Genomic DNA, 25066 nt, shown 5'->3' with positions numbered 1-25066 from the left:
GGTCATAGATGACTGAGCGTCAGATCGCCGAAGGCGGCCGGGAGTCCGCGCCGCAGGCGCCGAGGGAGAAGGACCGGCCGTGGCTCATGCGCACGTACGCCGGCCACTCCACGGCCGAGGCGTCCAACGAGCTGTACCGGCGCAACCTCGCCAAGGGCCAGACCGGCCTGTCGGTGGCGTTCGACCTGCCGACCCAGACCGGCTACGACCCCGACCACATCCTCGCCCGCGGCGAGGTCGGCCGGGTGGGCGTGCCCGTCTCGCACCTCGGTGACATGCGCCGGCTCTTCCAGGACATCCCCCTGGAGCAGATGAACACCTCGATGACGATCAACGCCACGGCGATGTGGCTGCTGGCGCTCTACCAGGTGGTCGCCGAGGAGCAGGGTGCGGACGTCACCAAGCTCCAGGGCACGACCCAGAACGACATCGTCAAGGAGTACCTGTCCCGGGGGACGCACGTCTTCCCCCCGGGGCCCTCGCTCCGGCTGACGACGGACATGATCGCGTACACGGTGTCCCACATCCCGAAGTGGAACCCGATCAACATCTGCAGCTACCACCTCCAGGAGGCCGGCGCCACGCCGGTCCAGGAGATCGCGTACGCGATGTCCACCGCCATCGCCGTGCTGGACGCGGTGCGGGACAGCGGCCAGGTGCCGCAGGAGCGGATGGGTGACGTCGTCGCCCGTATCTCCTTCTTCGTCAACGCGGGCGTCCGGTTCGTCGAGGAGATGTGCAAGATGCGGGCGTTCGGCCGCATCTGGGACCAGGTCACCCGCGAGCGCTACGGCATCGAGAACGCCAAGCAGCGCCGCTTCCGGTACGGCGTCCAGGTCAACTCGCTGGGGCTGACCGAGGCGCAGCCGGAGAACAACGTCCAGCGGATCGTGCTGGAGATGCTCGCCGTGACGCTCTCCAAGGACGCACGCGCGCGTGCCGTGCAGCTCCCGGCCTGGAACGAGGCGCTCGGCCTGCCGACGCCCTGGGACCAGCAGTGGTCGCTGCGCATCCAGCAGGTGCTGGCGCACGAGAGCGACCTGCTGGAGTACGAGGACATCTTCGAGGGCTCGCACGTCGTCGAGAAGAAGGTCGCCCAGCTGGTCGCGGACTCCCTCGCGGAGATGGACCGGATCCAGGAGATGGGCGGCGCGATGGCCGCCGTCGAGTCGGGCTACCTGAAGTCGCAGCTGGTCTCCTCGCACGCCGAGCGGCGGGCCCGGATCGAGTCCGGCCAGGAGAAGATCGTCGGCGTCAACATCTTCGAGACGACCGAGCCGAACCCGCTCACCGCCGACCTGGACACCGCGATCCAGACGGTCGACCCGGCGGTCGAGGCGAGGGTGGTGGCGGCGATCGGGCGCTGGCGCGACACGCGCTACCAGCCGCCGTTCAACCACCCGCGGCCCTGCAAGGCCCTGGAGCGGCTGAAGGAGGCCGCCAAGGGCACCGACAACCTCATGGAGGCCACCCTGGAGTGCGCCCGGGCGGGCGTGACGACCGGTGAGTGGGCGGGGGCCCTGCGGGAGGTGTTCGGCGAGTTCCGGGCGCCCACCGGGGTCTCCTCGGCGCCGATCGCGGTCCCCGTCGAGCCGGGCTCGGCGCTGGCCGGGGTGCGGGCCAAGGTGGACGCCACCGCGCGCGACCTGGGCAGCGGCAAGCTCCGCTTCCTGGTCGGCAAGCCGGGCCTCGACGGTCACTCCAACGGCGCCGAGCAGATCGCGGTGCGTGCGCGGGACGCCGGCTTCGAAGTGGTCTACCAGGGGATCCGGCTGACACCCGAGCAGATCGTGGACGCGGCGCTGGCCGAGGACGTGCACGCGGTCGGCCTGTCGATCCTCTCCGGCTCGCACGCGCAACTGGTTCCGGACGTCCTGGAACGCCTCCGTGTGGCCGGTGCCACAGATATACCGGTGATCGCCGGTGGCATCATCCCGAACGGGGATGCCGAGCAGCTGCGGGAAGCCGGAGTGGCCGCGGTCTTCACCCCGAAGGACTTCGACATCACCGGAATCATCGGCCGCATCGTCGACGAGATCCGGAAAGCGAACAAGCTCGACCCTCTGGAGGTCCCCGCATGACGACGCCCGTCACGCCCGTCAACCGTCTCCGCCCGCGGCGCTCGTGCCTGGCCGTGCCCGGTTCGAACCCGCGCTTCCTGGAGAAGGCGCAGGGTCTCCCGGCGGACCAGGTCTTCCTGGACCTGGAGGACGCGTGCGCGCCGCTCGCCAAGCCCGGGGCGCGGCACACCATCGTCAAGTTCCTCAACGAGGGCGACTGGACCGGCAAGACGCGCGTGGTGCGGGTCAACGACTGGACGACCGAGTGGACGTACCGTGACGTCGTGACCGTGGTCGAGGGCGCCGGGCAGAACCTCGACTGCATCATGCTGCCGAAGGTCCAGACGGCCCAGCAGGTCGTCGCCCTGGACCTCCTGCTGACCCAGATCGAGAAGACCATGGGCTTCGAGGTCGGCAAGATCGGCATCGAGGCGCAGATCGAGAACGCGCAGGGCCTCAACAACGTCAACGAGATCGCGACGGCCTCCCAGCGCGTCGAGACGATCATCTTCGGCCCGGCCGACTTCATGGCGTCCATCAACATGAAGTCGCTGGTCGTGGGCGAGCAGCCGCCCGGCTACCCGGCGGACGCCTACCACTACATCCTGATGAAGATCCTGATGGCCGCCCGCGCCAACAACCTCCAGGCGATCGACGGCCCCTACCTCCAGATCCGCAACATCGACGGCTACCGCGAGGTCGCCCAGCGCGCCGCCGCGCTCGGCTTCGACGGCAAGTGGGTGCTGCACCCGGGCCAGGTCGAGGCGTCCAACGAGATCTTCTCGCCGTCGCAGGAGGACTACGACCACGCCGAGCTGATCCTGGACGCGTACGACTACTACACGTCCGAGGCGGGCGGCAAGAAGGGCTCCGCGATGCTCGGCGACGAGATGATCGACGAGGCCAGCCGCAAGATGGCCCTGGTCATCTCCGGCAAGGGCCGGGCCGCCGGCATGCAGCGCACGTCCAAGTTCGAGATCCCGGAGGGCTGAGCGCGATGCAGTTCGGACGGACGTACGAGGAGTTCGAGGTCGGGGCGACGTACAAGCACTGGCCCGGAAAGACGGTCACGGAGTACGACGACCACCTGTTCTGTCTCCTCACCATGAACCACCACCCGCTCCACATGGACACCAACTACGCCGAGAAGACGACCGACTTCGGCAAGAACGTGGTGGTCGGGAACTACATCTACTCGCTGCTGCTCGGCATGTCCGTGCCGGACGTCTCGGGCAAGGCGATCGCCAACCTGGAGATCGAGTCGCTCAAGCACGTGGCGCCGACCTTCCACGGCGACACGATCTACGGCCAGACCACCGTGCTCGACAAGTGGCCGTCCAAGTCGAAGAACGACCGCGGGATCGTCTACGTCGAGACCAAGGGCTACAAGCAGGACGGCACGCTGGTGTGCATCTTCCGCCGCAAGGTGATGGTGCCGACCGAGACGTACATCAAGGAGCGCGGCGGCGAGCAGCCGGGCCGCCCCGAGCTCAAGGAACAGGGGAAGTAAGCGATGGCCCGTCTCGCCCAGACCGCCGGTCTGACCGACGTCCAGCAGGAGATCCTCTCCACCGTCCGCGACTTCGTGGACAAGGAGATCATCCCGGTCGCCACCGAGCTGGAGCACCGCGACGAGTACCCGCAGGCGATCGTCGACGGCCTCAAGGAGCTCGGCCTCTTCGGCCTGATGATCCCCGAGGAGTACGGCGGCCTGGGCGAGTCCCTCCTGACGTACGCGCTGTGCGTCGAGGAGATCGCCCGGGGCTGGATGTCCGTCTCCGGCATCGTCAACACGCACTTCATCGTGGCGTACATGCTCAAGCAGCACGGCACGCAGGAGCAGAAGGACCACTTCCTGCCGCGCATGGCGGCCGGCGACATCCGGGGCGCCTTCTCGATGTCGGAGCCGGGCCTCGGCTCCGACGTGTCGGCGATCACCTCGAAGGCGGTGAAGGACGGCGAGGAGTACGTCCTGAACGGCCAGAAGATGTGGCTGACGAACGGCGGCACCTCCTCCCTGGTGGCCGTCCTCGTCCGGAGTGACGAAGGACACCCCGAGGGCACGGCCCCGCACAAGTCGATGACGACCTTCCTGGTGGAGAAGGAGCCCGGCTTCGGCGAGGTCCGCCCCGGCCTCACCATCCCGGGCAAGATCGACAAGATGGGCTACAAGGGCGTCGACACCACCGAGCTGATCATGGACGGGCTGCGCATCCCGGCCGATCGGGTGCTCGGCGGGGTCACGGGCCGAGGTTTTTACCAAATGATGGACGGAGTCGAGGTCGGCCGCGTCAACGTGGCGGCCCGCGGCTGCGGTGTGGCCCAGCGTGCGTTCGAGCTGGGCGTCCGGTACGCCCAGCAGCGTCACACTTTCGGCAAGGCGATCGCCCAGCACCAGGCCATCCAGTTCAAGCTGGCGGAGATGGCCACCAAGGTCGAGGCCGCGCATGCCATGATGGTCAACGCGGCACGCAAAAAGGACTCCGGGGAACGAAACGACCTTGAGGCCGGGATGGCGAAGTACCTCGCCTCCGAGTACTGCAAGGAGGTCGTGGAGGACGCCTTCCGGATCCACGGCGGCTACGGCTTCTCCAAGGAGTACGAGATCGAGCGTCTCTACCGTGAGGCGCCGATGTTGCTGATCGGCGAAGGTACCGCCGAGATCCAGAAAATGATCATCGGGCGAAGGTTGCTCGAAGAGTATCGATTCCAGGGCTGATTGTCCCGGTACGGGGTGTTTTCTTCGAGAAGAAGATCACACCCCGTCAACGGTCTTCGGCCGCCGACTCGTCTTCCTGGCTTGCCCAGTTGTGGCCCCCGACCGGTACGATCCCGGAAAGCCGCCGTCCCCGTATCCTGCGCGGCATCATCCGCTACGAAGGTCATCCATGCCCCACAGCCAAACCTCTGCACATCGAGACAGCCTGGCCGGCGTACGCCTCGCGCGCGGAGCATCGCCGTGGCTTCTCCCGACCGTCGCCACCGCAGCCGTCAGCCTTCTGCGCGCCCGTCGCTCCGGCGCGGCCAAGGCCGTCGCCGTACCCGCCACCGCGCTCGCGGCGGGCATGCTGTGGTTCTTCCGCGACCCCGAGCGTGAGATCGCCCAGGGCCGTGTCATCTCCCCCGCCGACGGTGTGGTGCAGAGCATCATGCCGTGGAAGGACGGACGTACCCGGGTCGCGATCTTCATGAGCCCGCTCAACGTCCACGTCAACCGCGCGCCCCTCGCGGGCGAGGTGACGTCGGTGGAGCACATCCCCGGTGGCTTCGTTCCCGCCTTCAACAAGGAGAGCGAGAACAACGAGCGCGTAGTCTGGCATTTCGACACCGAACTCGGCGACATCGAGATGATCCAGATCGCCGGCGCGGTGGCCCGCCGTATCGTCCCCTACGTCCCGCAGGGCACGAAGGTCGAGCAGGGCGACCGCATCGGTCTGATCCGCTTCGGCTCACGTGTCGACATCTACCTGCCGGAGGGCGTGGACGTCGCGGTCGAGGTCGGCCAGAAGACCGTGGCTGGGGTGACTCGCATTGACCGTGATTGATCCTGAGACCCAGGCGGGCTGGGTGCCCGAGGCCGACGAGATCGGCGACGACGAGGAGGAGATGCCGCTCTCTCTCCGCCTGTCGATAGCGGACACCCTCACGCTCGGGAACGCGACGTGCGGCTTCATGGCGGTGTACTTCACCACCACCGGCATCCTGATCCCGCACCTCACCGGGGACGACCAGTCGGCCGGCATGGCGCGCCACAGCGCCGCCACGGCCGTCATCCTCATGCTCTGCGCGGCGGTCTTCGACCTGTTCGACGGCCTGGTCGCGCGCAAGCTGCGCTCCTCCCCCATGGGCGCGGAACTGGACAACCTCTCCGACCTGATCAGCTTCGGCCTCGCGCCGGCCTACTTCGTGCTCGTCTACGGCATGGTGGCCGACGACGCGTACCAGAAGGTGGCCGCGGTCGGAGCGGTGGTCGTACTCCTCGCCGTGGTGCTGAGACTCGCCCGGTTCTCGTGCGTGACCCCGCCGAACGGCATGTTCCAGGGCATGCCGAGTCCCTTCGGCGCGCTGACGGTCGTCTCGATCGTCCTCCTGGAGCTGCCCTTCGTGGCGACGCTCCTCGCCATCCTGGGCACGGCCTGGCTGATGGTGAGCCGGGTCGAGTACCCGAAGCCGCGTGGCCGCCTCGCGGTCGCGATGCTCGCCTGGATCGTCCTCTCGATGGGGCTCCTGGTCTCCTGGGCCTTCGACGCGCCCAGCGGCCAGCTCCTCCTCCAGACCGGCTGCGCCCTGCAGCTGGTGATGGGCGCGGTGATCCCGCTGTTCGCCACGGCGCGCCGGGTGAACAACTTCCGCGACAACAGGCGCGAGGCCCGGGCAGCACAGCTGCCCTGACCCGCGTCGGCACGTGAAACGGGTGTGGCCCGAGCCTTCCAAGGCTCGGGCCACACCCGTTTCACGTTCAAGGGCGTACGGCGTTGCTCTTGACCGGTCAACTACCCCTGACTCATGTCGAGTTGCAGAGGGCCAGGGAGGAGAGGACGGTGGAATTGGGGTGAATTTTGCAATGACTTGCCCCAATTTAGGGCGATGTACACCCGCATGCCGATCGGAGGACAACCATGCCCGCACCCACTCCCCAGGACCACCTCGTCCCGCACATCTCGTCGATCCCGGCGAACGAGGGCGACTCCGTGAAACTCTTCGTGCGGGAGTACAACGGCACGCAGGGCAACCAGCCGCGCTCCCCCGTCCTGATGCTGCACGGCCGGAGTGTGCCGGTGGTCGCCGGGTACGACCTCACGGGCCCTGGCCACGACATCACGTACAGCTGGGCGCAGCAGCTGGCCTCGCACCACTACGACGTCTTCCTCATGGATCTCCAGGGCAACGGCCGGTCCCCGCGCCCGAAGATGGACGAACCCCGGAACGCCAATCCCGCACAACAGGGCGCGCTCACCCCCAACCCCCTGCCGGATCTGTACACCGGTCCGCCGCTGTACCCCCACCAGCTGGGCAACTCCGGGAGCGAGTGGGCAGAGCTGGCGACCGTGGTCGACTTCATCAAGGGGCTGCCCAACATGACCACGCCGATCGACTTCGTCGGCTGGTCCGCGGCCGGGCCTGTCATGGGGCCCTACACGCTCCAGCACCCCGAGAACGTCAAGAGCCTGTTCCTGCTCGCCCCGATCTTCGCTCCGCTGGGCCGGTGGTCGGGGAGCGCCACGGACCCCTTCGGCCTGCCGCCGAACACGACCCTGCCCGTGTCCCAGCCTCCCCCCGTGTTCGGCTTCCCGATGCATGTCAACAGCAAGCGGAACTTCACACAGGGGTGGAACCGCGAACAGGGCACCATCGACCAGCGGGATCCCGACATGGTGGACAGGGCCTGGGCCGCCATGATGGCCGACGACCCCGTCGGCCGTACCTGGGGCCCCATACTGTCGTCAGGCAACGCCGAGGGCGTCCACCGTTACCGGAACACCTACTTCTGGGGATGGAACAAGGAGACCGCGCCGTTCGAGAGTCCGGCGGGCACCCACGTGCTCGGCGACCGCGTGCCGGTGGTCCTCGTCCACGGCGAGCTGGACCAGACCGCCAACACTCCCGCGAGCTCGCCGGTCCCCGACGACCAGCGCTTCTCCGTCCCGGCGCTCTACGCGGCCATCGCAGGGCAGCACAAGCTGATGTTCCAGCTGGAGGGCGCGGGACACTCCATGGTCTGGGAGCGCCCCGCCGAAGTCCTGCACGAGATCTCCAAGCACTGGCTCCTGAACAAGTACAAGGTGTGGGGCCTCACCAGCGGCAGCTACTACCGGGACTCGAACGGCGAGCTGACCCCGCTGGGCTAGGTGCCCTCAGCTCAGAAAGTCCCGAGCGATCTGCTCCGCCACCCGCTCCAGGATCGGTCCGGCCTCCGCGATGCACTTGACCACGTCGGGTTCGATCTCGGTGAGCGGGTAGGCGCGGCGGATCCCGGCGCGGCCGAGCGCCTCCGGCGGGAGGGCGAGACGGCCGCAGACCGCCACGACCTCCTTGTCGGCGGCGCGCGCCGCCGCGGCCACCCCCGCCGGCGCCTTCCCGTGCAGGGTCTGCTCGTCCAGCGAGCCCTCCCCCGTGATCACCAGCGTGGCCCGCTCCAGCGCGGGCGCGAAGCCCAGGACGTCGAGCATGACCTCGATACCGGGCCGGAAGCGCGCGCCGAGCAGCAGGGCGCCGTACCCGATGCCCCCGGCGGCCCCCGCACCCGGCGCGACCGCGTACTCGGCGGCGCGCGGACCGACCTCGGCCTCCAGGACCTTCGCGAAGTCGGCCAGCGCGGCGTCCAGGAGCTCGACGTCGTCCGGCGAGGCGCCCTTCTGCGGGCCGTAGACGGCCGGCGCGCCCTTCGGGCCGGTGAGCGGGTTGTCGACGTCGCTGGCGAGGACCAGGTCGACGTCGGACAGCCGCGGGTCGAGGCCCGACAGGTCCGCGCGGGCCAGGTCGGCGAGGCCGCCGCCGCCCGGCGGCACGGGTTCGCCGTCCGCGTCGAGGAAGCGGGCGCCGAGCGCCGACAGCATCCCGGCCCCGCCGTCCGTCGTGGCGCTGCCCCCGACGCCGAAGACGATCGTGCGCGCGCCCGCGTCCAGCGCGGCCCGCAGCAGCTCTCCGGAGCCGTACGTGGACGCGGTCAGGGGCGCGAAGACACCGCGGGGCAGCCGCTGCAGCCCGCTCGCCTCGGCCATCTCCACGACCGCGGTGTCGCCGCGCAGCGCGAACGCGGCGGTGACCTCCTGCCCCAGCGGCCCGGCGACCTCCCGCTCGTGGCGTTCGAAGCCGGCCGCGACGGCCGCGGCCACCGTGCCGTCCCCGCCGTCCGCGACGGGCAGCGCCTCGACGCCGACGTCCGGCGCGACCCGCCTGAGCCCGGCCGTGACCCGCTCGGCGACCTCCACGGCCGTCAGCGAGCCCTTGAACTTGTCCGCGGCGATGAGCACGCGCTGTGTCACCTGTATCCCCTTGCTCTCCGGGCCTCGTGCACGTCAAGGCCAGTCGCGCCGCTGTGACCTTAACCGGAGGACACCCTCGCCGTCATGCCACGTCCGAAGCCTGGGAGACGGCTGGGAACCGCCTGCGAAAACGGGTGCCCCTCACCCATGCCCGAGAACACGGACCCCAGCGCCGCCCTCGGCTCCGACGGGATGCACGTCGGCGGCCCGCCCCGCCCGCACTGGCTACGCTTCCCGAGTGACCACGACTGACGCCTACGCCGCGTACATCGCGAGCCTGCCCCGGATCCTCGCCGGGGCCGCCGCGCTCTTCCGGGACACCGAGGGACGGGTCCTGCTCGTCGAGCCGAACTACCGGGAGGGCTGGGCGCTGCCGGGCGGGACCGTCGAGTCCGACGACGGGGAGACCCCGCGCCAGGGCGCCCGCCGGGAGACTCTGGAGGAGATCGGCCTGGACCGCGAGATGGGCCGGCTGCTGGTGGTGGACTGGGTGCACGGCACCGGCCGGCCGCCGATCGTCGCCTACCTCTACGACGGCGGGACCGTCACCGCCGCCGACCTCGACGCGATCCGGCTCCAGGAGGAGGAACTCCTGTCCTGGCGGCTGGTCCCCCGCGAGGAACTCCCCACCCACCTCCCGGGCTCCCTGGGCCTCCGGGTCCTGGCCGCCCTCGACGTCCTCACGGCGGACACAGGCACCGCGGAACTGGAGAACGGCCACCGGGTCGGCTGACCCGACCGTCACCGGCACGGGCCGCCCGAACGACCGCTCACGCAGCCGGTCTCGCCGGGGCGCCTGCTGGATATCCGTTCGCCCCGGGCGGACCAGGATCCTACTCTCGGCCCCATGAACAGGCCCCTGGTCGCCCTGCTGAGCGGCGCCGGTATCTCGACCGACTCCGGAATCCCCGACTACCGCGGCCCCAACGGGCTGTGGCGGAAGGATCCCGAGGCCGAGAAGCTTGTGACGTACGAGTACTACATGGGTGACCCGGAGATCCGGCGACGGTCCTGGCAGATGCGGCGCGGGAACCGGACACTGCAGGCGGAGCCGAACGCGGCGCACCGGGCCGTCGCCGAGCTGGAGCGGTCCGGGGTGCCGGTGCGGGTGATCACGCAGAACGTGGACGGACTGCACCAGCTCGCCGGGATGCCCGCCCGCAAGGTGCTCGAACTGCACGGCTCGGCACGCAGCGTGCTCTGCACCAAGTGCGGTGCACGGGGATCCATGGCGGACGCACTCGCCCGCGTCGAGGCCGGCGAGGACGACCCGCCGTGCCTGGAGTGCGGGGGCATCCTCAAGTCGGCGACCGTGATGTTCGGGGAGCAGCTCGACCCCGTCGTCCTCGGCGAGGCCCTCGCCGTCAGCAAGGCCTGCACCGTGTTCATCGCCGTCGGCACCAGCCTCCAGGTCCACCCCGCCGCCGGCCTCGCGGGCGTCGCCGCCGACCACGGGGCGCGCCTGATCGTCGTCAACGCGGAGCCGACGCCGTACGACGAACTCGCCGACCAGGTCGTCCGCGAACCGATCGGCACCGCGCTGCCTCAGCTCCTCCGCGTTCTGGCGCGCCAGAGCGCGTGAGGCGCTTCGGCCCAACGAGGTCGGGCGAGCTTCTTCAGCTGCGCGGATACGCGGTCGGCGCGGGTCTGCCGGGGCTGTTCGTCGGGTTGTGGGGTGGTCAGAAGAGGCCTGCTCCCCGTTCGAAGTCGAGCAGGCGCTGCTTGCGGGGCAGGCCGCCGCCGTAGCCGGTGAGGCTGCCGTTGGCGCCGATCACGCGGTGGCAGGGGACGATGATGCCGACCGGGTTCTTGCCGTTGGCGAGGCCGACCGCGCGGGAGGCCTGGGGGTTGCCGAGGGCGTCGGCGAGTTCGCCGTAGGAGCGGGTCTCGCCGTAGGGGATCAGACGCAGCTGCTCCCAGACGCTGCGCTGGAACGGGGTTCCGGTCAGGCGCAGTTCGAGGGTGAACTCCTTCAACTCGCCCGCGAAGTAGGCGGTCAGCTGGTCCTCGGCCTCGGTGAAGAGGTCGTCGTCGCGGGGGCCGAAGGTCTCCTCGGGCGGGCGGTGGCGCTGGTCCTCCATGTAGAGGCCGCAGAGGGTGCCGTCCTCCGCCACGAGGGTGAGGGGGCCGTAGGGGCTGTCGGTCACGGTGTGGTTCTTCACGGCGATGTCCTTGAACGTCTTCATACAGGCAGGAAGTTGATCGGGTGGCTGTCGGTCGCCCACAGGTACTGGACGGCGTACGCGCGCCAGGGGCGCCAGGCCGCCGCGCGGGCGGTGAGGGCGGCCGGGGTGCCGGGCAGGCCCAACTCCTCGGCGGCGCGCCGGATTCCGAGGTCGGTGGGGAGGAAGGCGTCCGGGTCGCCGAGGGCGCGCATGGCGATGACGTCGACGGTCCAGGGGCCGAAGCCGGGGAGGGCGAGGAGCCGGGCGCGCGCCTCGGACCAGTCGCTCTCGACGCCCAGGTGGAGGGTGCCGTCGGCGAGTTGACGGACCAGGGTGGTGAAGGTGGTGCGGCGGGTGCGGGGCATCGCCAGGGTCTCGGGGTCCACGGCCGCGAGCGCCTCGGCGGACGGGAAGAGGTGGGTGAGGCCGCCCTCGGGGTCGTCCACCGGGGTGCCGTGGGCGGTCACCAGGCGGGCCGCGTGGGTACGGGCCGCGGCCGTGGAGACCTGCTGGCCGAGCACGGCCCGGACGGCGAACTCCGCCTCGTCGACGGTGCGCGGCACCCGCCGCCCCGGCGCCTTGTCGACCAGCGGCGCCAGGAAGGAGTCCGTGCGCAGCTGGTCGTCGACGGCGACCGGGTCGGCGTCCAGGTCGAGCAGCCGCCGGCAGCGGCTGATGGCGACGGGCAGGTCCCGCAGGTCGCTGAGGGTGAGCCGGCAGGCGATGTGGTCGGGCTTCGGGGTGAGGGCGGCGATGCCGTGGCCGTACGGCAGCCGCAGGGTCCGCCGGTAGGCGCCGTCCCGCCACTCCTCGACGCCGGGTACGGCGGTGGCCGCGAGGTGGCCGAAGAGGTTGTCGGGGTTGAGGGGGGCGCGGAAGGGCAGCCGGAGGGTGAGCGTGCCGGGGGCGAGCTGAGTCGATTTGGGGCGGCGGTCGCGCAGTTCCGTCGGCGAGAGCGCGAAGACCTCGCGGACGGTGTCGTTGAAGGTGCGGATCGAGGAGAAGCCGGCCGCGAAGGCGATCTCCGCCATCGGCAGCGCGGTCGTCTCGATCAACAGGCGTGCGGTCTGCGCGCGTTGGGCCCTGGCCAGGGCCAGCGGGCCGGCGCCGAGTTCGGCGAGCAGCTGGCGTTCGACCTGCCGGGGGCTGTAGCCGAGGCGGGTGGCGAGGCCGGGTACGCCCTCGCGGTCCACGACCCCGTCGGCGATCAGCCGCATGGCGCGGGCGACCAGGTCGGCGCGCTGGTTCCACTCCGGGGAGCCGGGGCTGGTGTCGGGGCGGCAGCGCTTGCAGGCCCGGAACCCGGCCTGCTGGCAGGCCGCGGCGCTCGGGTGGAACGTCATGTTCTCGGGCTTCGGCGGTACCACCGGGCAGCTGGGCCGACAGTAGATCCGGGTGGTCAGGACGGCGGTGAAGAACCAGCCGTCGAACCGCGCGTCCTTCGACTGTACGGCCCGTACGCAGTGCTCGCGATCGAGGTGCATCCCTTTCTGCATGAGTCCAGCATCGGCCACCGGGTGCGGCCGATGCTGGCGGAAATCCGACACGAAGGTGAGCTGGCCTGAGGCCCGGGGAGGCTCAGCCGAAGTAGTGGTCCTGGTCGAGGTCGGCCAGCAGTCCGGGCTGCTCGGGGCGCCAGTCGTACCGCTCCCGGGTCGCGGCGCTCGACGTGGGGTTGTCGTTGCCGACGAAGCGGCCTATCCAGCCGAAGTGGGCGGCGGCCTCCTCCGGCGCGAGGGAGACGGCCGGTACGTCGAGGCGGCGGCCGATGACCTCGGCGATGTCGCGCAGCCGCACGTCGTCCTCGGCGGTCGCGTGCAGCACGGCACCGGCCGGGGCCGCCTCCGCGGCCTTGCGGTAGAGACGGGCGGCGTCCAGGCGGTGCACGGCCGACCAGCGGTTGACGCCCTCGCCCAGGTAGGCGGAGACGCCCTGGTCCCGGGCGATGCCGATCAGGTGCGGGACGAAGGCGTGGTCGCCGACGCCGTGCACGTTCGGGAGCCGGATCGCCGAGACCCGTACCCCGCGGCCGGCCAGGACCAGGGCGGCCCGCTCCGACTCGCCCCGGTGCGCGCCGGGCGCCGCCGGGTCGGGGCCGTCGGCCTCGGTACCGAGGCGGCCCGGGGCGAGCAGGCCGGTCACGGAGCTGATCACCAGGGGGCGGCCGGAGCCGGCGAGCGCGTCGCCGAAGGCGGCCAGGGCCGCCAGTTCGGTGCGCAGGGCGCCGTGCGGGTCGGAGAAGTCGTGGTTGAAGCCGGTGTGGACCACGCCGTCCGTGGCGTCCGCCGCGACCCGCAGGCCGTCGACGTCGTCCAGGTCGCCGCGGTGCGCCTCCGCTCCCGCCTCCTTCAGGGCCGCCTCGGCCGCGTCCGAGCGGGCCAGGCCGAGCACCTGGTGGCCGGCGCCGAGCAGTTCGCGGACCACCGCGCTGCCGATGAACCCGGTGGCGCCGGTGACGAACACACGCATGACAAATCACCTCACGGAGAGTGCTGCTGCTGGGATGACCCCAGCGTGCGCCCGGCCCCGGGGACCGGTCCAAGACCTGTTCCGTACCCGGTGATGTCCTTCCGGTCATGACCGCAGCTCACGGCGGCAGCGAAGGCGCCGGGAGTAGAGTCGGGGGGTGCCCGATTCCTTCGTACCGCCGGTGGACCTGGAGCTGCGCCTGGTGCGCTACTTCACCGTGGTCGCCGAGGAACTGCACTTCGGCCGCGCGGCCGACGCCCTGCATCTCGCGCAGCCGTCGCTGAGCCGTCAGATCCGGCGCCTGGAGCGGGAGTTGGGCGTACGGCTGCTCGACCGCACCCCGCGCGGCACCCGGCTCACCGAGGCCGGCGAGACCTTTCTGCCGCAGGCGAGGGAGTTGCTGCGGACCGCCGCCCGGGCCGCCGCCAGCGCCCGCTCGGCCGCCGCACACGTCCCGTTCACCGTCGGGTACACCACCCACCAGATCGTCACCCCGGCCGTCCGCGAGCTGCGCCACCGGCACCCGGAGGCCGACGTCCGCACCCTGCACGTAGACTGGAGCGAACCGCGGGCCGCGCTCCTCGACCACCGGGTCGACGTGGTGGTGACCCGGTTCCTGTTCGTCGCCGACGGCCTGGACATCACGGTCCTCTACGACGAGCCGCGGGTCCTCCTGGTGCCGCTCGGCCACCGGCTGGCAGGCCGGGAGTCGGTCACCCTCGCCGACTTCGCCGACGAGCCGCTCGCCCGTTTCACCGGCTCCGACCGGATCGGCGCGACTCCCCCCGGCCACACCAACCTAGGTGCGGTGGTGGAGACGCTGGAGGACAAGCTGGAGCTGGTGGCGAGCGGTGAGGTGGTGTCCCTGGCGCCGGCCGGGTTCCGCGGGAACCTGCGGCCGGACATCGTCGTCGTCCCGATCGAGGACGCGGTCCCCCTCCAGGTGGTCCTCGCCACCCGAGCCGGGGACCGGCATGCCCTGTTCCCGGCGTTCCGCCGCGCCGCGGAGGCCCACCTGGTCCCGACCGGCGCCGCCGCGCACGGGGCCGCCTCGCACGGGGCCGCTCCGGCGGGGCCGGTGCCGGAGCCCGCGCGGATCGGCGTGCGGGACTCGCCGTGAGCGGAGTCCCGCACGCCGGATGCGGTACGGCCCGTCAGCCCACGCGCGGGTCCGCCGTGTCCGCGGCGTCCGCCGAGTCGTCGCCGCGCACCACGCACAGCGCCCAGATGATGAATCCGGACAGCGCGATCATGACGACGGACCAGACCGGGTAGTACGGCAGGGACAGGAAGTTGGCGATGATCACCAGCGCGGCGATGGCCACCCCGGCGCCGCGGGCCCACGCGGCCGGCTGGAAGAGGCCGATGCTCACGACCACGGCGATCACGCCCAGGACCAGGTGGATCCAGCCCCAGCTGGTGAGGTCGAACTTGAACACGTAGTTGGGGGTCGTGACGAAGACGTCGTCCTGGGCGATCGCCATGATGCCCCGGAACACGGCGAGCAGTCCGGCGATCAGGAGCATGACGCCTGCGAAGGCGGTCAGTCCTCCGGCCCACGCCATCTTGGCGGTGTGCTGGTGCGGGTGGTGCGCGGGATGTGTCGCGGTCATGCGGCTGCCTCGATTCGTTCTCGGAGGGGGTGCTCAGCGCCCGTGGGCGGTGGGCACCGAACCGGCGCCGGAGCGCTCGGCCGGCCCGTAGTCGCTCAGGACCAGTGCCTTGGCCTTGCGGAACTCCTCGTCCGAGATGTCGCCCCGGGACTTCATCTCGGAGAGCTTGGCCAGTTCGTCGACGCTGCTGGTCTGGGCGGGGCCGCCCTTGGCGGTCTGCCGGATGTACGACTCGAACGCCTTCTGCTGGTCCCGGGCCTGGGTGATCTCGCGCTGCCCCATCCCCTTGCCGCGGGCGATCACGTAGACGAGGACGCCCAGGAAGGGGACGACGATGCAGAGGGCCAGCCAGCCGGCCTTGGCCCAGCCGCCCATCGAGTCGTCGCGGAAGATGTCCACGATGACCCGGAACAGCAGGACGAGCCACATGATCCACAGGAAGAGCCACAACATCGTCCAGAAGGCGCTCAGCAGCGGATAGTCGTATGCGAGGTAGGTCTGCGCGCTCATGTACGTCCTCCGTCCACGGCGCCGGCCGGTCGGCCGGGCCCTGCCGTCCCAGCGTGCGCACGGCGGGCGCCGGGGTTCCTCACCCGGTGCGGGTGATCGTGCGTCGCTCCGGTGCCCGCGGCCCCCTCACTCCGGCAGGCGCCGCATCTCCACGACCCGCAGCCCCAGGGAGAGGCAGCGGTTCAGCAGGCCGTACAGGTGCGCCTCGTCGACGACGGGACCGAACAGGACCGTCTCGCCGGACATCGTCACGTGTTCCATCTCCGGGAAGGCCCGGGTCAGCGTCTCCGACATGGTCCCTTCGACGCGGATCTCGTAGCGCATGAGCCGTCTCCCGCCACGGGTCGGCTGCGGTCTGTCCGTCCCGCGATCCTGCCCCCACGGCCATTGGCCGGCCTCACCCGGCACAGGTGAACCGGGCCGCGGGGCGGACGGGGGTCACAGCAGTCCGCGCTCGCGTGCCCGGCGGACCGCGTCGCCGCGCCGGCCCACGCCGAGTTTCCGGTAGACGCTCTTGAGGTGCGTCTTCACCGTGTTCACGGAGACGAACAGATCGGCGGCGATCTCCTGCGTGGACATCATCTGCGCCAGCCGGCCGAGCACCTCCCGCTCGCGTCCGCTCAGCTCCTCGACGAGCAGCGGCGGCGGCGAACCGGCGCCGGGGCCGTCGCCGTGGAGCCAGCCCGAGGCCAGGCCGTGCAGCGGCGGGGAGTCCAGGAGCCGGCGGATCTCCGGCCCGGCGTCGAGGAACGGGCGGCGCAGCCGGTCCGGGCGGGCCTCCAGGAGGGCCCGGGCGAGCAGCTTGCAGGCGGTGCCCGGGTCTCCCGCGTCGGCCGCCGCGCGGGCCCGCACCAGGGTGGCCCGGACGGTGACGCCGGGGCCGTTCCGCCCGTCCGCACACAGCCGGCCGGCCGTCTCTACGGCTTCCTCTCGGTGGCCCGCGTGACCTGCGTGGCGTGCCTGGCCTGCGCGGTCCGCCTGGCCTGCGCGGTCCGCCTGGTCTGCGCGGTCTGCCTGGCCTGCGCGGTCTGCGTGACCTGCGGTGAGCCGCGCCCAGGCCAGTTCCGCGGCGCACAGGGGCCCGTACGGGCCGTCGATCCCGTCCAGTACCTCGGCGGCGGCGCCGGTCCTGCCCTCGGCGAGCAGGACGGCCGCGGCGGCGAGGGCCGTGTTCGCCCGGGCCCAGGGCGAGGTCACCCGGGTCTCCACGACGGGTTCGGCCGCGTGCGCGGCGGCGGCCGGGTCGCCGAGCGCGTGCCGGAGCCGGCCCGTCGCCAGGGCGCGGCAGGCCTCGGTCACCGGGTCGGGAGCGCCGGGGCCGGGGGCGGACTCGGCGGCCTCGTCCAGCAGGGCCCCGGCCCACTCCAGTTCGTCGCGGTCGACGGCCACGGCGGCCAGCACCAGCTGGCCGAGCCCGGCGCCGGGGAACGGGCGTCCGCCGCAGTGCCGGGTCGCGTCGGTCGCGGCCAGGGCCCGGCTCTCCGCGCGGTCGAGCCAACCGTCGAGGTAGTCGATCAGCGCCAGGTGGCCGAGGCAGTCCTCCCGGGGCAGCTCGGTCAGGGCGACACCGGGCTCCTCTGCCGCTTCCGCCACCTCGGCCGCCTCGGTCACCTCGGTCAGGGCGGCGCGGGCCTCGTCGAAGTGCCCGGCCCAGAGGCGGGCCGAGCCCAGGTGGGTGAGGAGGAGGGCGGTGAGCTCGGGATGCCTGGCGAGGAGGTGGGCGGGCACCTCGCGGCGCAGCCGCACGGCCTCGGCCATCGCCTCTTCGGCTCTGTCCGGCGCGCCGGTCAGCCGCGCCGCGAGGGATTCCAGCACCACGCGGCTCAGCCGGGCAGCGGCGGCCGTACCGGTGGGAAGCCGCTCCCCGGCGCGAGCGGACCGCGCGAGGTCCCGGTCGAGGCTCTCCTCGGCGCGGCCGAGGTGGGCGAGGCCGTGGTCGAGGTCGTGCTCGGCCAGCTCGCGGGCCGCGCGCACCAGGTCCACGGCCGCTCCGGTGTCCTCCGGGCCCATCGCGGAGAACAGCTCGGTCAGGTCGTCGGCGCGCGGCCCGGTGAGGAGACGGCCGATCGCCAGGTCGTCGACGAGGGTGCCGGCGGCGCACTCCCAGTCGCCCGCCGCCGCGCCGTGGGCCAGCGCCTCGGGGACGGCGCCGTGGTCGCGCAGCCACCATGCCGCGCGCCGGTGCAGTTCGGGTTCGAGCCCCGGGGAGCGGGCCCTCAGATGGACCCGGAGGATCTCCCCGAACAGCGGATGCAGCCGGTACCAGGAGTGTCCTAGGTCCTCGACGAACGCGTTCTGCCGGCAGAGTCCGGCCAGCAGCGGACCGGGGTCGGGGCGGCCGGTGAGCGCCTCCGCCAGCTCGGGCCCGAACCGGTCCAGGACGCTGACCCGCAGCAGCAGGTCCTGCGTCCGTTGCGGCTGCCGTCCGACCACCTCGGCGAGGAGGAAGTCGGCGATGGTGCTGTGGCCGGCCTCGAACTCCTTCAGGTATGTCTCCGGATCCGCGCTCTGCTGGGCGGCCAGTGCGCTCAGCCGCAGTCCGGCCGCCCAGCCCCGGGTGCGTGCCACCAGGGCGCGGGTGGCGTCGGCGGGCAGCCGCAGACCGTGCCGGGCCAGCAGGTCGGCCGCCTCCTCGGGGGTGAACGCCAGGTCCTGGTTCCTGATCTCGGTCATGGCCGCCGCCGCCCGGTAGCGGTGCAGGGGCAGCAGGGGCTCGGTGCGGGTGACGAGGATCAGCCGCAGCCCCCGTCCGGCGTGGTGCAGGACGAACTCGAGCTGCTCGGCGGTCTCCGGGGCGGCCTGCCGGTCGAACTCGTCGAGGACGAGGATCGCGGGCCGGTCGCGTCCGCTCAGTTCGTCGGCGAGCCGGGCCAGCAGCCGGTGGTCCACCATGCGCAGGCCCCCGGGAGAGCCGAGGCTCCCGGCGGGCGGCGGTGTCCCCGCAGTGTGCAGGGCGTGCAGCACATGGGCCCAGAACATGCCGGGTCCCTGGTCGCCCGCCTCGTTGGTGAACCAGGCGACCGGCTGGCCGAGCCGGGCCGCCCAGTCGGCGACGAGGAGGGTCTTGCCGGCTCCGGCGGCCCCGTTGACCATGGTCAGCGGGGTGTCGAGGGCCTGGTCCAGGTGCGCGGTCAGCCGGGGTCTGCGGACGAAGGTGGCGGGTACGGCCGGCACGGCGAACCGGGTGCGCAGAAACGGCTCCCCCAGGGGATCGGCGTACCCGAGGGCCGGTCCCCGTGCGCTGTCGTCCCTCGCGGCCACAGAGATCACCTCCCGTGTCCGGTAGGCCGTGGTCGGCGCTCGGCACGATCAGGATCTCAGTGTCGGGGCCGCCTCGCAGGACGGTCAGGACGTCGGCGCTCCCGGGTCCCCGCGGGGCGGCGGGCTGCCTAGGCGGGCGGCGAGGAACGGCTCCTGGGCGAGGACCGCGCCGGTGCTCACGCTGACGGTGGCGACCAGGCAGACCACGATCAGCCAGGACAGCAGCACGAAGACCGAGCCCACCGGGCCGTACTCGCTCACGGTGCGGCTCAGTGTCAGCGGCATGTACAGCTGGGCGGTCGCGCTCAGCGCGGTGAGGGCGGCGGCCGTGATCAGGGCGCCGGGCAGCAGGGGGCGCCAGGCGATCCGGCCGCCGAGGAGCAGGTGCTGGGTCCACCACCACAGGCCGGTCTGGCAGACGAGGGTGACGGGGACGCCCAGCCAGATGCCCAGGCCGAAGCCGTTGTGCAGGGTGCCTTCCAGGAGCAGGGCGCCGACCCACAGGACGAGCCAGGCGACCCAGCGCCAGGGGGCGATCCGGGTGCCGCCGCGAGGGATCTCCCAGGCCCGCTTGCACAGCCGCTGCACGGCCCGGCTGACGGCGGTGGCGGAGACCAGCACCATGAGGCCGCCGACCACGCCGGTGGTCTGCCGCAGGTCCTCGTTCGGGGGCTGCATCAGCTGCTGGACCCCGGTGTCGACCGGGCCGGACAGCCCGAAGACCGAACGCAGGGAGTGGAGCAGCTGGTCCCGGACGACCGGCGGGGCGTAGGCCGCGAAGACGAAGAGCAGCGGAACGGCGGTCAGGAAGCACTGGGCGGCCAGCCGCGTGGCGGTGTCGAAGATGTTCACGGACACCATCCGCTCCGCGAGATGCGTGACGACCGGAAAACGCCTCTCCGCCCGCCGGTGCGCGTCCTTGGCAGCGGCCACCAGACGGCCGCTCCGCTCACGCCACCGGGATACCCGGACCCCGGACGCACCGCTCTCGGCCCCGCCGGACCCGGACCCGCCCCCGCTGTGCCGCCTCCGCCCGCTGGTCGGCATCGTCTGCTCCTTTCCCTGTCGTCCAGGGTGCGGGGCGGGCGGTGCGACGGCACCCTGTGCCGTGCCGTGTCGTACCGGGCGGTGCCGTCAGTGCAGCCGGCGGGCGAACGCGTCGTAGGCGCGCTCGTCGAAGAGCACGAACCGCACCTCTTCGACGGCCGTGTCCGTGTCCTGGACGGTCGCGAGGGCGATCCGGGCGCCGTCGTCCAGGGGCCAGCCGTAGATCCCGGTGGAGACGGCGGGGAACGCGACCGTGCGGGCGCCGAGTTCGTCGGCGCGTCGGAGGGACTCGCGGTAGCAGGAGGCGAGCAGCTCGGAGCGGTCCTCGCTGGTGGAGTGGACGGGGCCGACCGTGTGGATGACCCACTGCGCGTCGAGGTCGCCGGCCGTGGTGGCGACGGCCTGGCCGGTGGGCAGGCCCTTGCCGTAGTGGGAGGCGCGCAGCTTGCGGCAGTCCGCCAGGACGGCGGGGCCGCCGCGGCGGTGGATGGCGCCGTCGACGCCTCCGCCGCCGAGCAGGGAGGAGTTCGCCGCGTTGACGATGGCGTCGACGCTCTGCCGGGTGATGTCGCCCTGGACGAGGGTGATACGGGTCATGACTGTCGCAACCTCCTCCACACGGCCTTCGCCGCGTTGTGCCCCGACATGCCGTGCACGCCCGGTCCCGGCGGGGTGGCCGAGGAGCAGATGAAGACGGCGGGGTGCGGGGTGCCGTACGGGAACAGGGAGAGTTTGGGGCGCAGCATGATCTGCAGGCCGGAGACGGCCCCGGTGCCGATGTCGCCGCCGACGTAGTTGGCGTTGCGGGCGGCGAGCTCGGCGGGGCCCGCGGTGGCGCGGGCCAGCACGCGGTCGCGGAACCCCGGGGCGAAGCGCTCCAGTTGACGCTCCATCACCTCGGTGAGGTCGCCGGTCCAGCCGCTCGGCACATGGGCGTAGGCCCAGAAGACGTGTTTGCCCTCGGGCGCCCGGCCGGGATCCACCACGCTGGGCTGCACGGTGATCATGAACGGCCGGTCGGGGGCGCGGCCCTCGCGGGCGGCGGCGCGCAGGGCGGTGCCGATCTCGGTGCTGTCCGCCGCGATCTGCACGGTCCCGGCGCGGCGGGCCTCCGGCGCCGTCCAGGGAACCGGCCCGTCCAAGGCGTAGTCGATCTTGAAGACGCCCGGGCCGTACCGGTAGCCCTGGTAGTAGGTGCCGAAGCCGGCGATGCGGGCCAGCGCGGTGGGCGAGGTGTCGAAGATGTACGACCGGGCGGGCGGCAGGTCGTCGAGGCGCTTGACCTCGTAGTCGGTGTGGACGGCGCCGCCGAGGTCCGTCAGGTAGGCGGCGAGGGCGTCCGAGATGGCCTGGGAGCCGCCGCGCGCCACCGGCCAGCCGCGGGCGTGCGCGGCGAGCGCGAAGACCAGGCCGACGGCGCCGGTGGCGAAGCCGCTGAGCGGGGCCATGACGTGCGCGACGAGCCCGGCGAAGAGGGTGCGGGCCGGCTCGTCGCGGAAGCGGCGCAGCAGCAGGGAGGCGGGGGGCAGCCCGGCCAGGCCGAACCGGGCGAGGGTGACCGGGTCGCGCGGCAGCGCGGTCAGCGGCAGGGACATGAAGTCCCGGGCCAGGGTGTCCCACTTGGGCAGGAACGGCTCGACCAGCCTGCGGTAGGTGCCCGCGTCACGCGGCCCGAAGGAGGCCGCCGTCTCGGCGACGGAACGGGCCAGCACGGCCGCGCGGCCGTCCGGGAAGGGGTGCGCCATCGGCAGGTCCGCGTGCAGCCACTCCAGGCCGTAGCGCTCCAGCGGCAGGGCCCGGAACGCGGGTGAGTTGATCCCGAGCGGGTGGGCGGCCGAACACGGGTCGTGCCGGAAGCCGGGGAGGGTCAGCTCCTCGGTGCGGGCGCCGCCGCCCACGGTGTCCCGGGCCTCGAAGAGCGCCACGGAGAAACCGCGCCGGGCCAGCTCCACGGCGGCCGTCAGGCCGTTCGGCCCCGCCCCCACCACGACCGCATCGAGCATCGACGGCACCTTGGGACCCCTTCGTCAGCCGATGGCCACTCGGGTTCAGGATATGCCGGGGGACTGACACTCCCCTCGCTCGGGTTACCAGTGCGGGTTGAGCAGCAGGTCCACGATCCGGTGGGCGGTGGCGGCGTCGCGGGCCGCGGTGAACGGCAGGGCGTTGTCGCCGGTGATCCGGAACGGCTCGCCGGCGATCGTGAGGTGGGCGCCGCCCGCCTCCTCGACCAGCAGCAGCCCGGCCGCGTGGTCCCAGGCGGCCTCCCAGGAGAACGCGGTCGCGTCCAACTCGCCCCGGGCGACGGCGAGATACTCCAGGCCCGCGGAGCCGCAGGCGCGCGGGGCGACGCCGTCGGTCCACAGGGCGAACAGCGCGCGCTTCTGCGCGTCGGTCGTGTAGTCCGGGTGGGAGGTGGCTATCCGGAGGTCCCGGCCCGCCTCGGGCGCGCCCGCGAGCAGCCGCTCGCCGTCGAGGAAGGCACCCTTCCCCCGTACCGCCGTGGCGAGTTGCTCGCGGGCCGGGGCGTAGGTCCAGGAGGCGAGCAGGACGCCCCGGTGGGCGAGCGCGACCAGCGTGCAGAAGCCGTCCTCGCCGCGCACGAACTGGCGGGTGCCGTCGACCGGGTCGACGATCCACACCGGCTTGTCGCCCTGGAGCGCGTCGTACGTCTCCGGATCGGCGTGCACCGCCTCCTCGCCGACCACGACGGAGCCGGGCAGCAGCGCGGCGAGCTCCGCGGTGAGGTACCGCTCGGCGAGCCGGTCGGCGTCGGTCACCAGGTCGTGCGGGCCGCTCTTCTGGTCGACCTCGTGGTCGGCGAGCCGGCGCCAGCGGGGCAGGATCTCGGTCCTGGCGGCCTTGCGGATGGCGTCCTCGACGTCACCGCCGTGCTGGAGGAGAAACTCGTCGATGGTCTCCGTTGCTTCGATCATGCCTCCATGAGAGCACGCGCCACTGACAACAATCCCCACGCGTCGCATGTACGGAACATGGAATACGGACGAACAGGCGGTGCCGACGGCCGGGGTGGCGCCGACGGACGTACCAGGTCAGCGGTCCGGCGTCAGCGCCCCACCGCGTATCCCTGCATGCCGCGCGGGTTGGCCGCCGCCGACAGCACCCCGGTCTCCGGGTCCCGCGCCACGGCGCACAGCCGTCCCTCGGACCAGCCCGGCCCGACCGTGACGTCGTGGCCGCGCCGCCGCAGCTCCGCCACGACCCGCTCGTCCGTGCGGGACTCGACGGTCACGCTCCCGGGGCGCCGGCCGCGCGGGTAGAAGGAGCTGGGGAAGCTGTCGTTGTGCCAGTTCGGGGCGTCGATCGCGCCCTGGAGGTCGAGGCCGCCGCGGACCTCGCCGCGCAGCGCGACGGCGAGCAGGAAGTGCAGCTGCCACTGGTCCTGCTGGTCGCCGCCGGGTGTGCCGAAGGCCAGCACCGGGGTGCCGTCGCGCAGGGCGATCGACGGGGTGAGGGTGGTGCGGGGGCGGCGGCCGGGCGTGAGGGTGTTGGGCAGGCCCTCCTCCAGCCAGGCCATCTGGAGCCGGGTGCCGAGCGGGAAACCCAGTTCGGGGACGACGGGGTTGGACTGGAGCCAGCCGCCGCTGGGCGTGGCCGCGACCATGTTGCCCCAGCGGTCGACGACGTCCAGGTGGCAGGTGTCGCCCCGGGTGGTGCCGTCGGCGGCGACCTGCGCGACGGTCGGCTCACCGGCGCCCAGCGGGTCGAAGGCGGCGCTCCGGCCGTCCTCCACGCACGCGTACCCGGGCAGCCGGGGCACGCGTCCGCCGGGGCTGCCCGGCCGCAGCTCGTCGGAGGCCTTGGCGCCGATCAGCTCCCGCCGTCCGGCGTTGTAGGCGTCCGAGAGCAGGTCGGCCAGCGGTACCTCGGCCGCGTCCCCGTACCAGGCCTCGCGGTCGGCCATGGCGAGCTTGCAGCCCTCGATCAGGAGGTGGACGTAGTCGGCGGAGCCGTGGGCGGGCAGCTCGGGGGGCAGCAGGGCGAGCTGCTGGAGCAGGGCCGGGCCCTGGCTCCAGGGGCCCGCCTTGCACACCGTCCAGTCGTTCCAGTCGTAGGTGACCGGGCGCTCGTAGCCCGCGGACCAGCCGGCCAGGTCGGCGGCGGTGAGGGTGCCGGTGTGCCGGGTGCCGCTGGTGTCCATGGTGGGGCGGGCGGCCTGCCGGACCAGCGCCTCGGCGACGAAGCCGGTGCGCCACACCTCGCGGGCCGCGTCGATCCGGGCCTCCCGGTCCCCGGCGCCCGCGGTCTCGGCGAGCAGCCGCCGCCAGGTCGCGGCGAGGGCGGGGTTGCGGAACAGCTCACCGGGGCGGGGGGCCCGGCCGCCGGGCAGGTAGAGCTCGGCCGAGGACGTCCACTCGGTCTCGAACAGCTCGCGGACGCTCTCCACCGTCGCGCCGACGTTCTCCACGGGCGGGTGCCCGTGCTCGGCGTAGCCGATGGCGTACTTCAGGACCTCGTCCAGCGGCTGGGTGCCGTGGTCGCGCAGCAGGAGCAGCCAGGCGTCGAAGGCGCCGGGGACGGCCGCGGCCAGCGGGCCGGTGCCGGGGACGAGGTCGAGGCCGAGCCCCCGGTAGTGGGCGACCGTGGCGCCGGCCGGGGCCACGCCCTGCCCGCAGAGCACCCGTACCTCGCCGCCGGCCGGGGCGAGCAGGATCGGCACCTCGCCGGCCGGGCCGTTGAGGTGCGGCTCGACCACGTGCAGGACGAAGGCGCCGGCGACGGCGGCGTCGTACGCGTTGCCGCCGTTCTCCAGGACGGCCATCGCCGACTGGGAGGCCAGCCAGTGGGTCGACGACACCATGCCGAAGGTGCCCTGGAGGGTGGGACGGGTGGTGAACTGCATCTGTCACCTCGCTGTGCGCACGGCCGGGCCAGGTGTCTGGCGGTTACATGCTTTCACGGCCGTGGCGAGGCGAACCCCCGGACGGGGGGTT

Annotated in this window: 23 protein-coding genes; 10 read left to right on the top strand and 13 right to left on the bottom strand. The window is 72.4% G+C overall.

The features are described from left to right. Window positions 1–8 precede the first annotated feature (8 nt). The 7 genes from AB0D74_RS23685 to AB0D74_RS23655 all read left to right on the top strand — a co-directional run bounded on the left by AB0D74_RS23685 (window position 9) and on the right by AB0D74_RS23655 (window position 7909). Window positions 9–2081 carry a protein meaA gene (locus tag AB0D74_RS23685; protein ID WP_362590276.1) on the top strand — a complete coding sequence of 691 codons (2073 nt, stop codon included), beginning with the start codon at window positions 9–11 and terminating at the stop codon, window positions 2079–2081. Then, window positions 2078–3052: a CoA ester lyase gene (locus tag AB0D74_RS23680; RefSeq protein WP_362590273.1), complete on the top strand. Its 975-nt coding sequence runs from the start codon at window positions 2078–2080 to the stop codon at window positions 3050–3052. Before AB0D74_RS23685 ends, AB0D74_RS23680 begins: the two co-directional genes overlap by 4 nt. Before the next feature lie 5 nt (window positions 3053–3057). Continuing rightward, window positions 3058–3570 carry a MaoC family dehydratase gene (locus AB0D74_RS23675; RefSeq protein WP_362590270.1) on the top strand — a complete coding sequence of 171 codons (513 nt, stop codon included), beginning with the start codon at window positions 3058–3060 and terminating at the stop codon, window positions 3568–3570. A gap of 3 nt (window positions 3571–3573) precedes the next feature. Then, a complete protein-coding gene (locus AB0D74_RS23670; protein WP_362590267.1) occupies window positions 3574–4779 on the top strand; it encodes an acyl-CoA dehydrogenase family protein in 1206 nt (401 codons plus the stop codon). Window positions 4780–4948: 169 nt separating this feature from the next. Continuing rightward, on the top strand, window positions 4949–5605 hold the full coding sequence (locus tag AB0D74_RS23665; RefSeq protein ID WP_352362639.1) for a phosphatidylserine decarboxylase: 657 nt from the start codon (window positions 4949–4951) through the stop codon (window positions 5603–5605). A gap of 22 nt (window positions 5606–5627) precedes the next feature. Next, window positions 5628–6452: a CDP-diacylglycerol--serine O-phosphatidyltransferase gene (gene pssA / locus AB0D74_RS23660; RefSeq protein ID WP_294001429.1), complete on the top strand. Its 825-nt coding sequence runs from the start codon at window positions 5628–5630 to the stop codon at window positions 6450–6452. 227 nt (window positions 6453–6679) lie between these two features. Next, window positions 6680–7909 carry an alpha/beta fold hydrolase gene (locus AB0D74_RS23655; RefSeq protein WP_362590263.1) on the top strand — a complete coding sequence of 410 codons (1230 nt, stop codon included), beginning with the start codon at window positions 6680–6682 and terminating at the stop codon, window positions 7907–7909. Between the two features lie 6 nt (window positions 7910–7915). Here AB0D74_RS23655 and AB0D74_RS23650 read toward each other — a convergent pair whose 3' ends face one another. After that, on the bottom strand, window positions 7916–9052 hold the full coding sequence (locus AB0D74_RS23650) for a glycerate kinase (RefSeq protein WP_362590566.1): 1137 nt from the start codon (window positions 9050–9052) through the stop codon (window positions 7916–7918). A 232-nt stretch (window positions 9053–9284) separates the two neighbouring features. Here AB0D74_RS23650 and AB0D74_RS23645 point away from each other — a divergent pair, with 232 nt between their 5' ends. Both AB0D74_RS23645 and AB0D74_RS23640 read left to right on the top strand, forming a co-directional pair. Continuing rightward, window positions 9285–9779 carry an NUDIX hydrolase gene (locus tag AB0D74_RS23645; protein WP_362590260.1) on the top strand — a complete coding sequence of 165 codons (495 nt, stop codon included), beginning with the start codon at window positions 9285–9287 and terminating at the stop codon, window positions 9777–9779. A 114-nt stretch (window positions 9780–9893) separates the two neighbouring features. After that, the gene (locus tag AB0D74_RS23640; RefSeq protein WP_362590257.1) at window positions 9894–10628 is read left to right on the top strand and encodes a Sir2 family NAD-dependent protein deacetylase; all 735 of its coding nucleotides are present in this window, start codon (window positions 9894–9896) and stop codon (window positions 10626–10628) included. Between the two features lie 97 nt (window positions 10629–10725). Here AB0D74_RS23640 and AB0D74_RS23635 read toward each other — a convergent pair whose 3' ends face one another. From AB0D74_RS23635 to AB0D74_RS23625, 3 genes are all read right to left on the bottom strand, one after another. Beyond that, window positions 10726–11208, bottom strand: coding sequence for a methylated-DNA--[protein]-cysteine S-methyltransferase (locus AB0D74_RS23635; protein WP_362590563.1), 483 nt, complete (start codon window positions 11206–11208; stop codon window positions 10726–10728). A 20-nt stretch (window positions 11209–11228) separates the two neighbouring features. Further along, a complete protein-coding gene (locus AB0D74_RS23630) occupies window positions 11229–12695 on the bottom strand; it encodes an AlkA N-terminal domain-containing protein (RefSeq protein ID WP_362590560.1) in 1467 nt (488 codons plus the stop codon). Window positions 12696–12789: 94 nt separating this feature from the next. Then, window positions 12790–13680: an SDR family oxidoreductase gene (locus tag AB0D74_RS23625; RefSeq protein ID WP_362590254.1), complete on the bottom strand. Its 891-nt coding sequence runs from the start codon at window positions 13678–13680 to the stop codon at window positions 12790–12792. A 157-nt stretch (window positions 13681–13837) separates the two neighbouring features. Between AB0D74_RS23625 and AB0D74_RS23620 the strand changes: the two genes are divergently transcribed. Further along, window positions 13838–14800 carry a LysR substrate-binding domain-containing protein gene (locus AB0D74_RS23620; RefSeq protein ID WP_362590251.1) on the top strand — a complete coding sequence of 321 codons (963 nt, stop codon included), beginning with the start codon at window positions 13838–13840 and terminating at the stop codon, window positions 14798–14800. A 34-nt stretch (window positions 14801–14834) separates the two neighbouring features. On the opposite strand, the gene AB0D74_RS23615 is transcribed toward AB0D74_RS23620, so the two are convergent. From AB0D74_RS23615 to AB0D74_RS23575, 9 genes are all read right to left on the bottom strand, one after another. After that, entirely contained in the window at window positions 14835–15293 is a 459-nt protein-coding gene (locus AB0D74_RS23615; RefSeq protein WP_362590248.1) for a hypothetical protein, read from the bottom strand. A 33-nt stretch (window positions 15294–15326) separates the two neighbouring features. Then, a complete protein-coding gene (locus tag AB0D74_RS23610) occupies window positions 15327–15803 on the bottom strand; it encodes an SHOCT domain-containing protein (RefSeq protein WP_362590245.1) in 477 nt (158 codons plus the stop codon). A 126-nt stretch (window positions 15804–15929) separates the two neighbouring features. Further along, window positions 15930–16127 (bottom strand): hypothetical protein, encoded by a 198-nt coding sequence (locus tag AB0D74_RS23605; RefSeq protein WP_089107713.1) that lies wholly within the window; start codon window positions 16125–16127, stop codon window positions 15930–15932. Between the two features lie 114 nt (window positions 16128–16241). Beyond that, a complete protein-coding gene (locus AB0D74_RS23600; RefSeq protein ID WP_362590241.1) occupies window positions 16242–19064 on the bottom strand; it encodes a LuxR C-terminal-related transcriptional regulator in 2823 nt (940 codons plus the stop codon). A gap of 84 nt (window positions 19065–19148) precedes the next feature. Beyond that, window positions 19149–19997 carry a YhjD/YihY/BrkB family envelope integrity protein gene (locus AB0D74_RS23595; protein ID WP_362590238.1) on the bottom strand — a complete coding sequence of 283 codons (849 nt, stop codon included), beginning with the start codon at window positions 19995–19997 and terminating at the stop codon, window positions 19149–19151. Between the two features lie 201 nt (window positions 19998–20198). Continuing rightward, complete coding sequence (locus AB0D74_RS23590) at window positions 20199–20708, bottom strand: O-acetyl-ADP-ribose deacetylase (RefSeq protein WP_362590235.1); 510 nt, start codon at window positions 20706–20708, stop codon at window positions 20199–20201. Continuing rightward, window positions 20705–22114 carry an NAD(P)/FAD-dependent oxidoreductase gene (locus AB0D74_RS23585; protein ID WP_362590232.1) on the bottom strand — a complete coding sequence of 470 codons (1410 nt, stop codon included), beginning with the start codon at window positions 22112–22114 and terminating at the stop codon, window positions 20705–20707. Before AB0D74_RS23585 ends, AB0D74_RS23590 begins: the two co-directional genes overlap by 4 nt. Before the next feature lie 84 nt (window positions 22115–22198). After that, entirely contained in the window at window positions 22199–23047 is an 849-nt protein-coding gene (locus AB0D74_RS23580) for an inositol monophosphatase family protein (RefSeq protein WP_362590229.1), read from the bottom strand. Window positions 23048–23178: 131 nt separating this feature from the next. Then, complete coding sequence (locus AB0D74_RS23575) at window positions 23179–24975, bottom strand: gamma-glutamyltransferase (RefSeq protein ID WP_362590226.1); 1797 nt, start codon at window positions 24973–24975, stop codon at window positions 23179–23181. Window positions 24976–25066 lie beyond the last annotated feature (91 nt).

It is taken from the genome of Streptomyces sp. NPDC048278 (assembly GCF_040652195.1).
GTDB lineage: Bacteria > Actinomycetota > Actinomycetes > Streptomycetales > Streptomycetaceae > Streptomyces.
Note: the sequence above shows the minus strand (reverse complement) of the source record. Positions and strands in the feature narration are given on the sequence as shown.

Coding starts and splice junctions, on each gene's coding strand:
- AB0D74_RS23685 (WP_362590276.1), top strand. CDS start 9: ATGACTGAGCGTCAGATCGCCGAAGGCGGCCGGGAGTCCGCGCCGCAG.
- AB0D74_RS23680 (WP_362590273.1), top strand. CDS start 2,078: ATGACGACGCCCGTCACGCCCGTCAACCGTCTCCGCCCGCGGCGCTCG.
- AB0D74_RS23675 (WP_362590270.1), top strand. CDS start 3,058: ATGCAGTTCGGACGGACGTACGAGGAGTTCGAGGTCGGGGCGACGTAC.
- AB0D74_RS23670 (WP_362590267.1), top strand. CDS start 3,574: ATGGCCCGTCTCGCCCAGACCGCCGGTCTGACCGACGTCCAGCAGGAG.
- AB0D74_RS23665 (WP_352362639.1), top strand. CDS start 4,949: ATGCCCCACAGCCAAACCTCTGCACATCGAGACAGCCTGGCCGGCGTA.
- AB0D74_RS23655 (WP_362590263.1), top strand. CDS start 6,680: ATGCCCGCACCCACTCCCCAGGACCACCTCGTCCCGCACATCTCGTCG.
- AB0D74_RS23640 (WP_362590257.1), top strand. CDS start 9,894: ATGAACAGGCCCCTGGTCGCCCTGCTGAGCGGCGCCGGTATCTCGACC.
- AB0D74_RS23630 (WP_362590560.1), bottom strand. CDS start 12,695: ATGCACCTCGATCGCGAGCACTGCGTACGGGCCGTACAGTCGAAGGAC.
- AB0D74_RS23625 (WP_362590254.1), bottom strand. CDS start 13,680: ATGCGTGTGTTCGTCACCGGCGCCACCGGGTTCATCGGCAGCGCGGTG.
- AB0D74_RS23615 (WP_362590248.1), bottom strand. CDS start 15,293: ATGACCGCGACACATCCCGCGCACCACCCGCACCAGCACACCGCCAAG.
- AB0D74_RS23610 (WP_362590245.1), bottom strand. CDS start 15,803: ATGAGCGCGCAGACCTACCTCGCATACGACTATCCGCTGCTGAGCGCC.
- AB0D74_RS23605 (WP_089107713.1), bottom strand. CDS start 16,127: ATGCGCTACGAGATCCGCGTCGAAGGGACCATGTCGGAGACGCTGACC.
- AB0D74_RS23590 (WP_362590235.1), bottom strand. CDS start 20,708: ATGACCCGTATCACCCTCGTCCAGGGCGACATCACCCGGCAGAGCGTC.
- AB0D74_RS23585 (WP_362590232.1), bottom strand. CDS start 22,114: ATGCTCGATGCGGTCGTGGTGGGGGCGGGGCCGAACGGCCTGACGGCC.
- AB0D74_RS23580 (WP_362590229.1), bottom strand. CDS start 23,047: ATGATCGAAGCAACGGAGACCATCGACGAGTTTCTCCTCCAGCACGGC.
- AB0D74_RS23575 (WP_362590226.1), bottom strand. CDS start 24,975: ATGCAGTTCACCACCCGTCCCACCCTCCAGGGCACCTTCGGCATGGTG.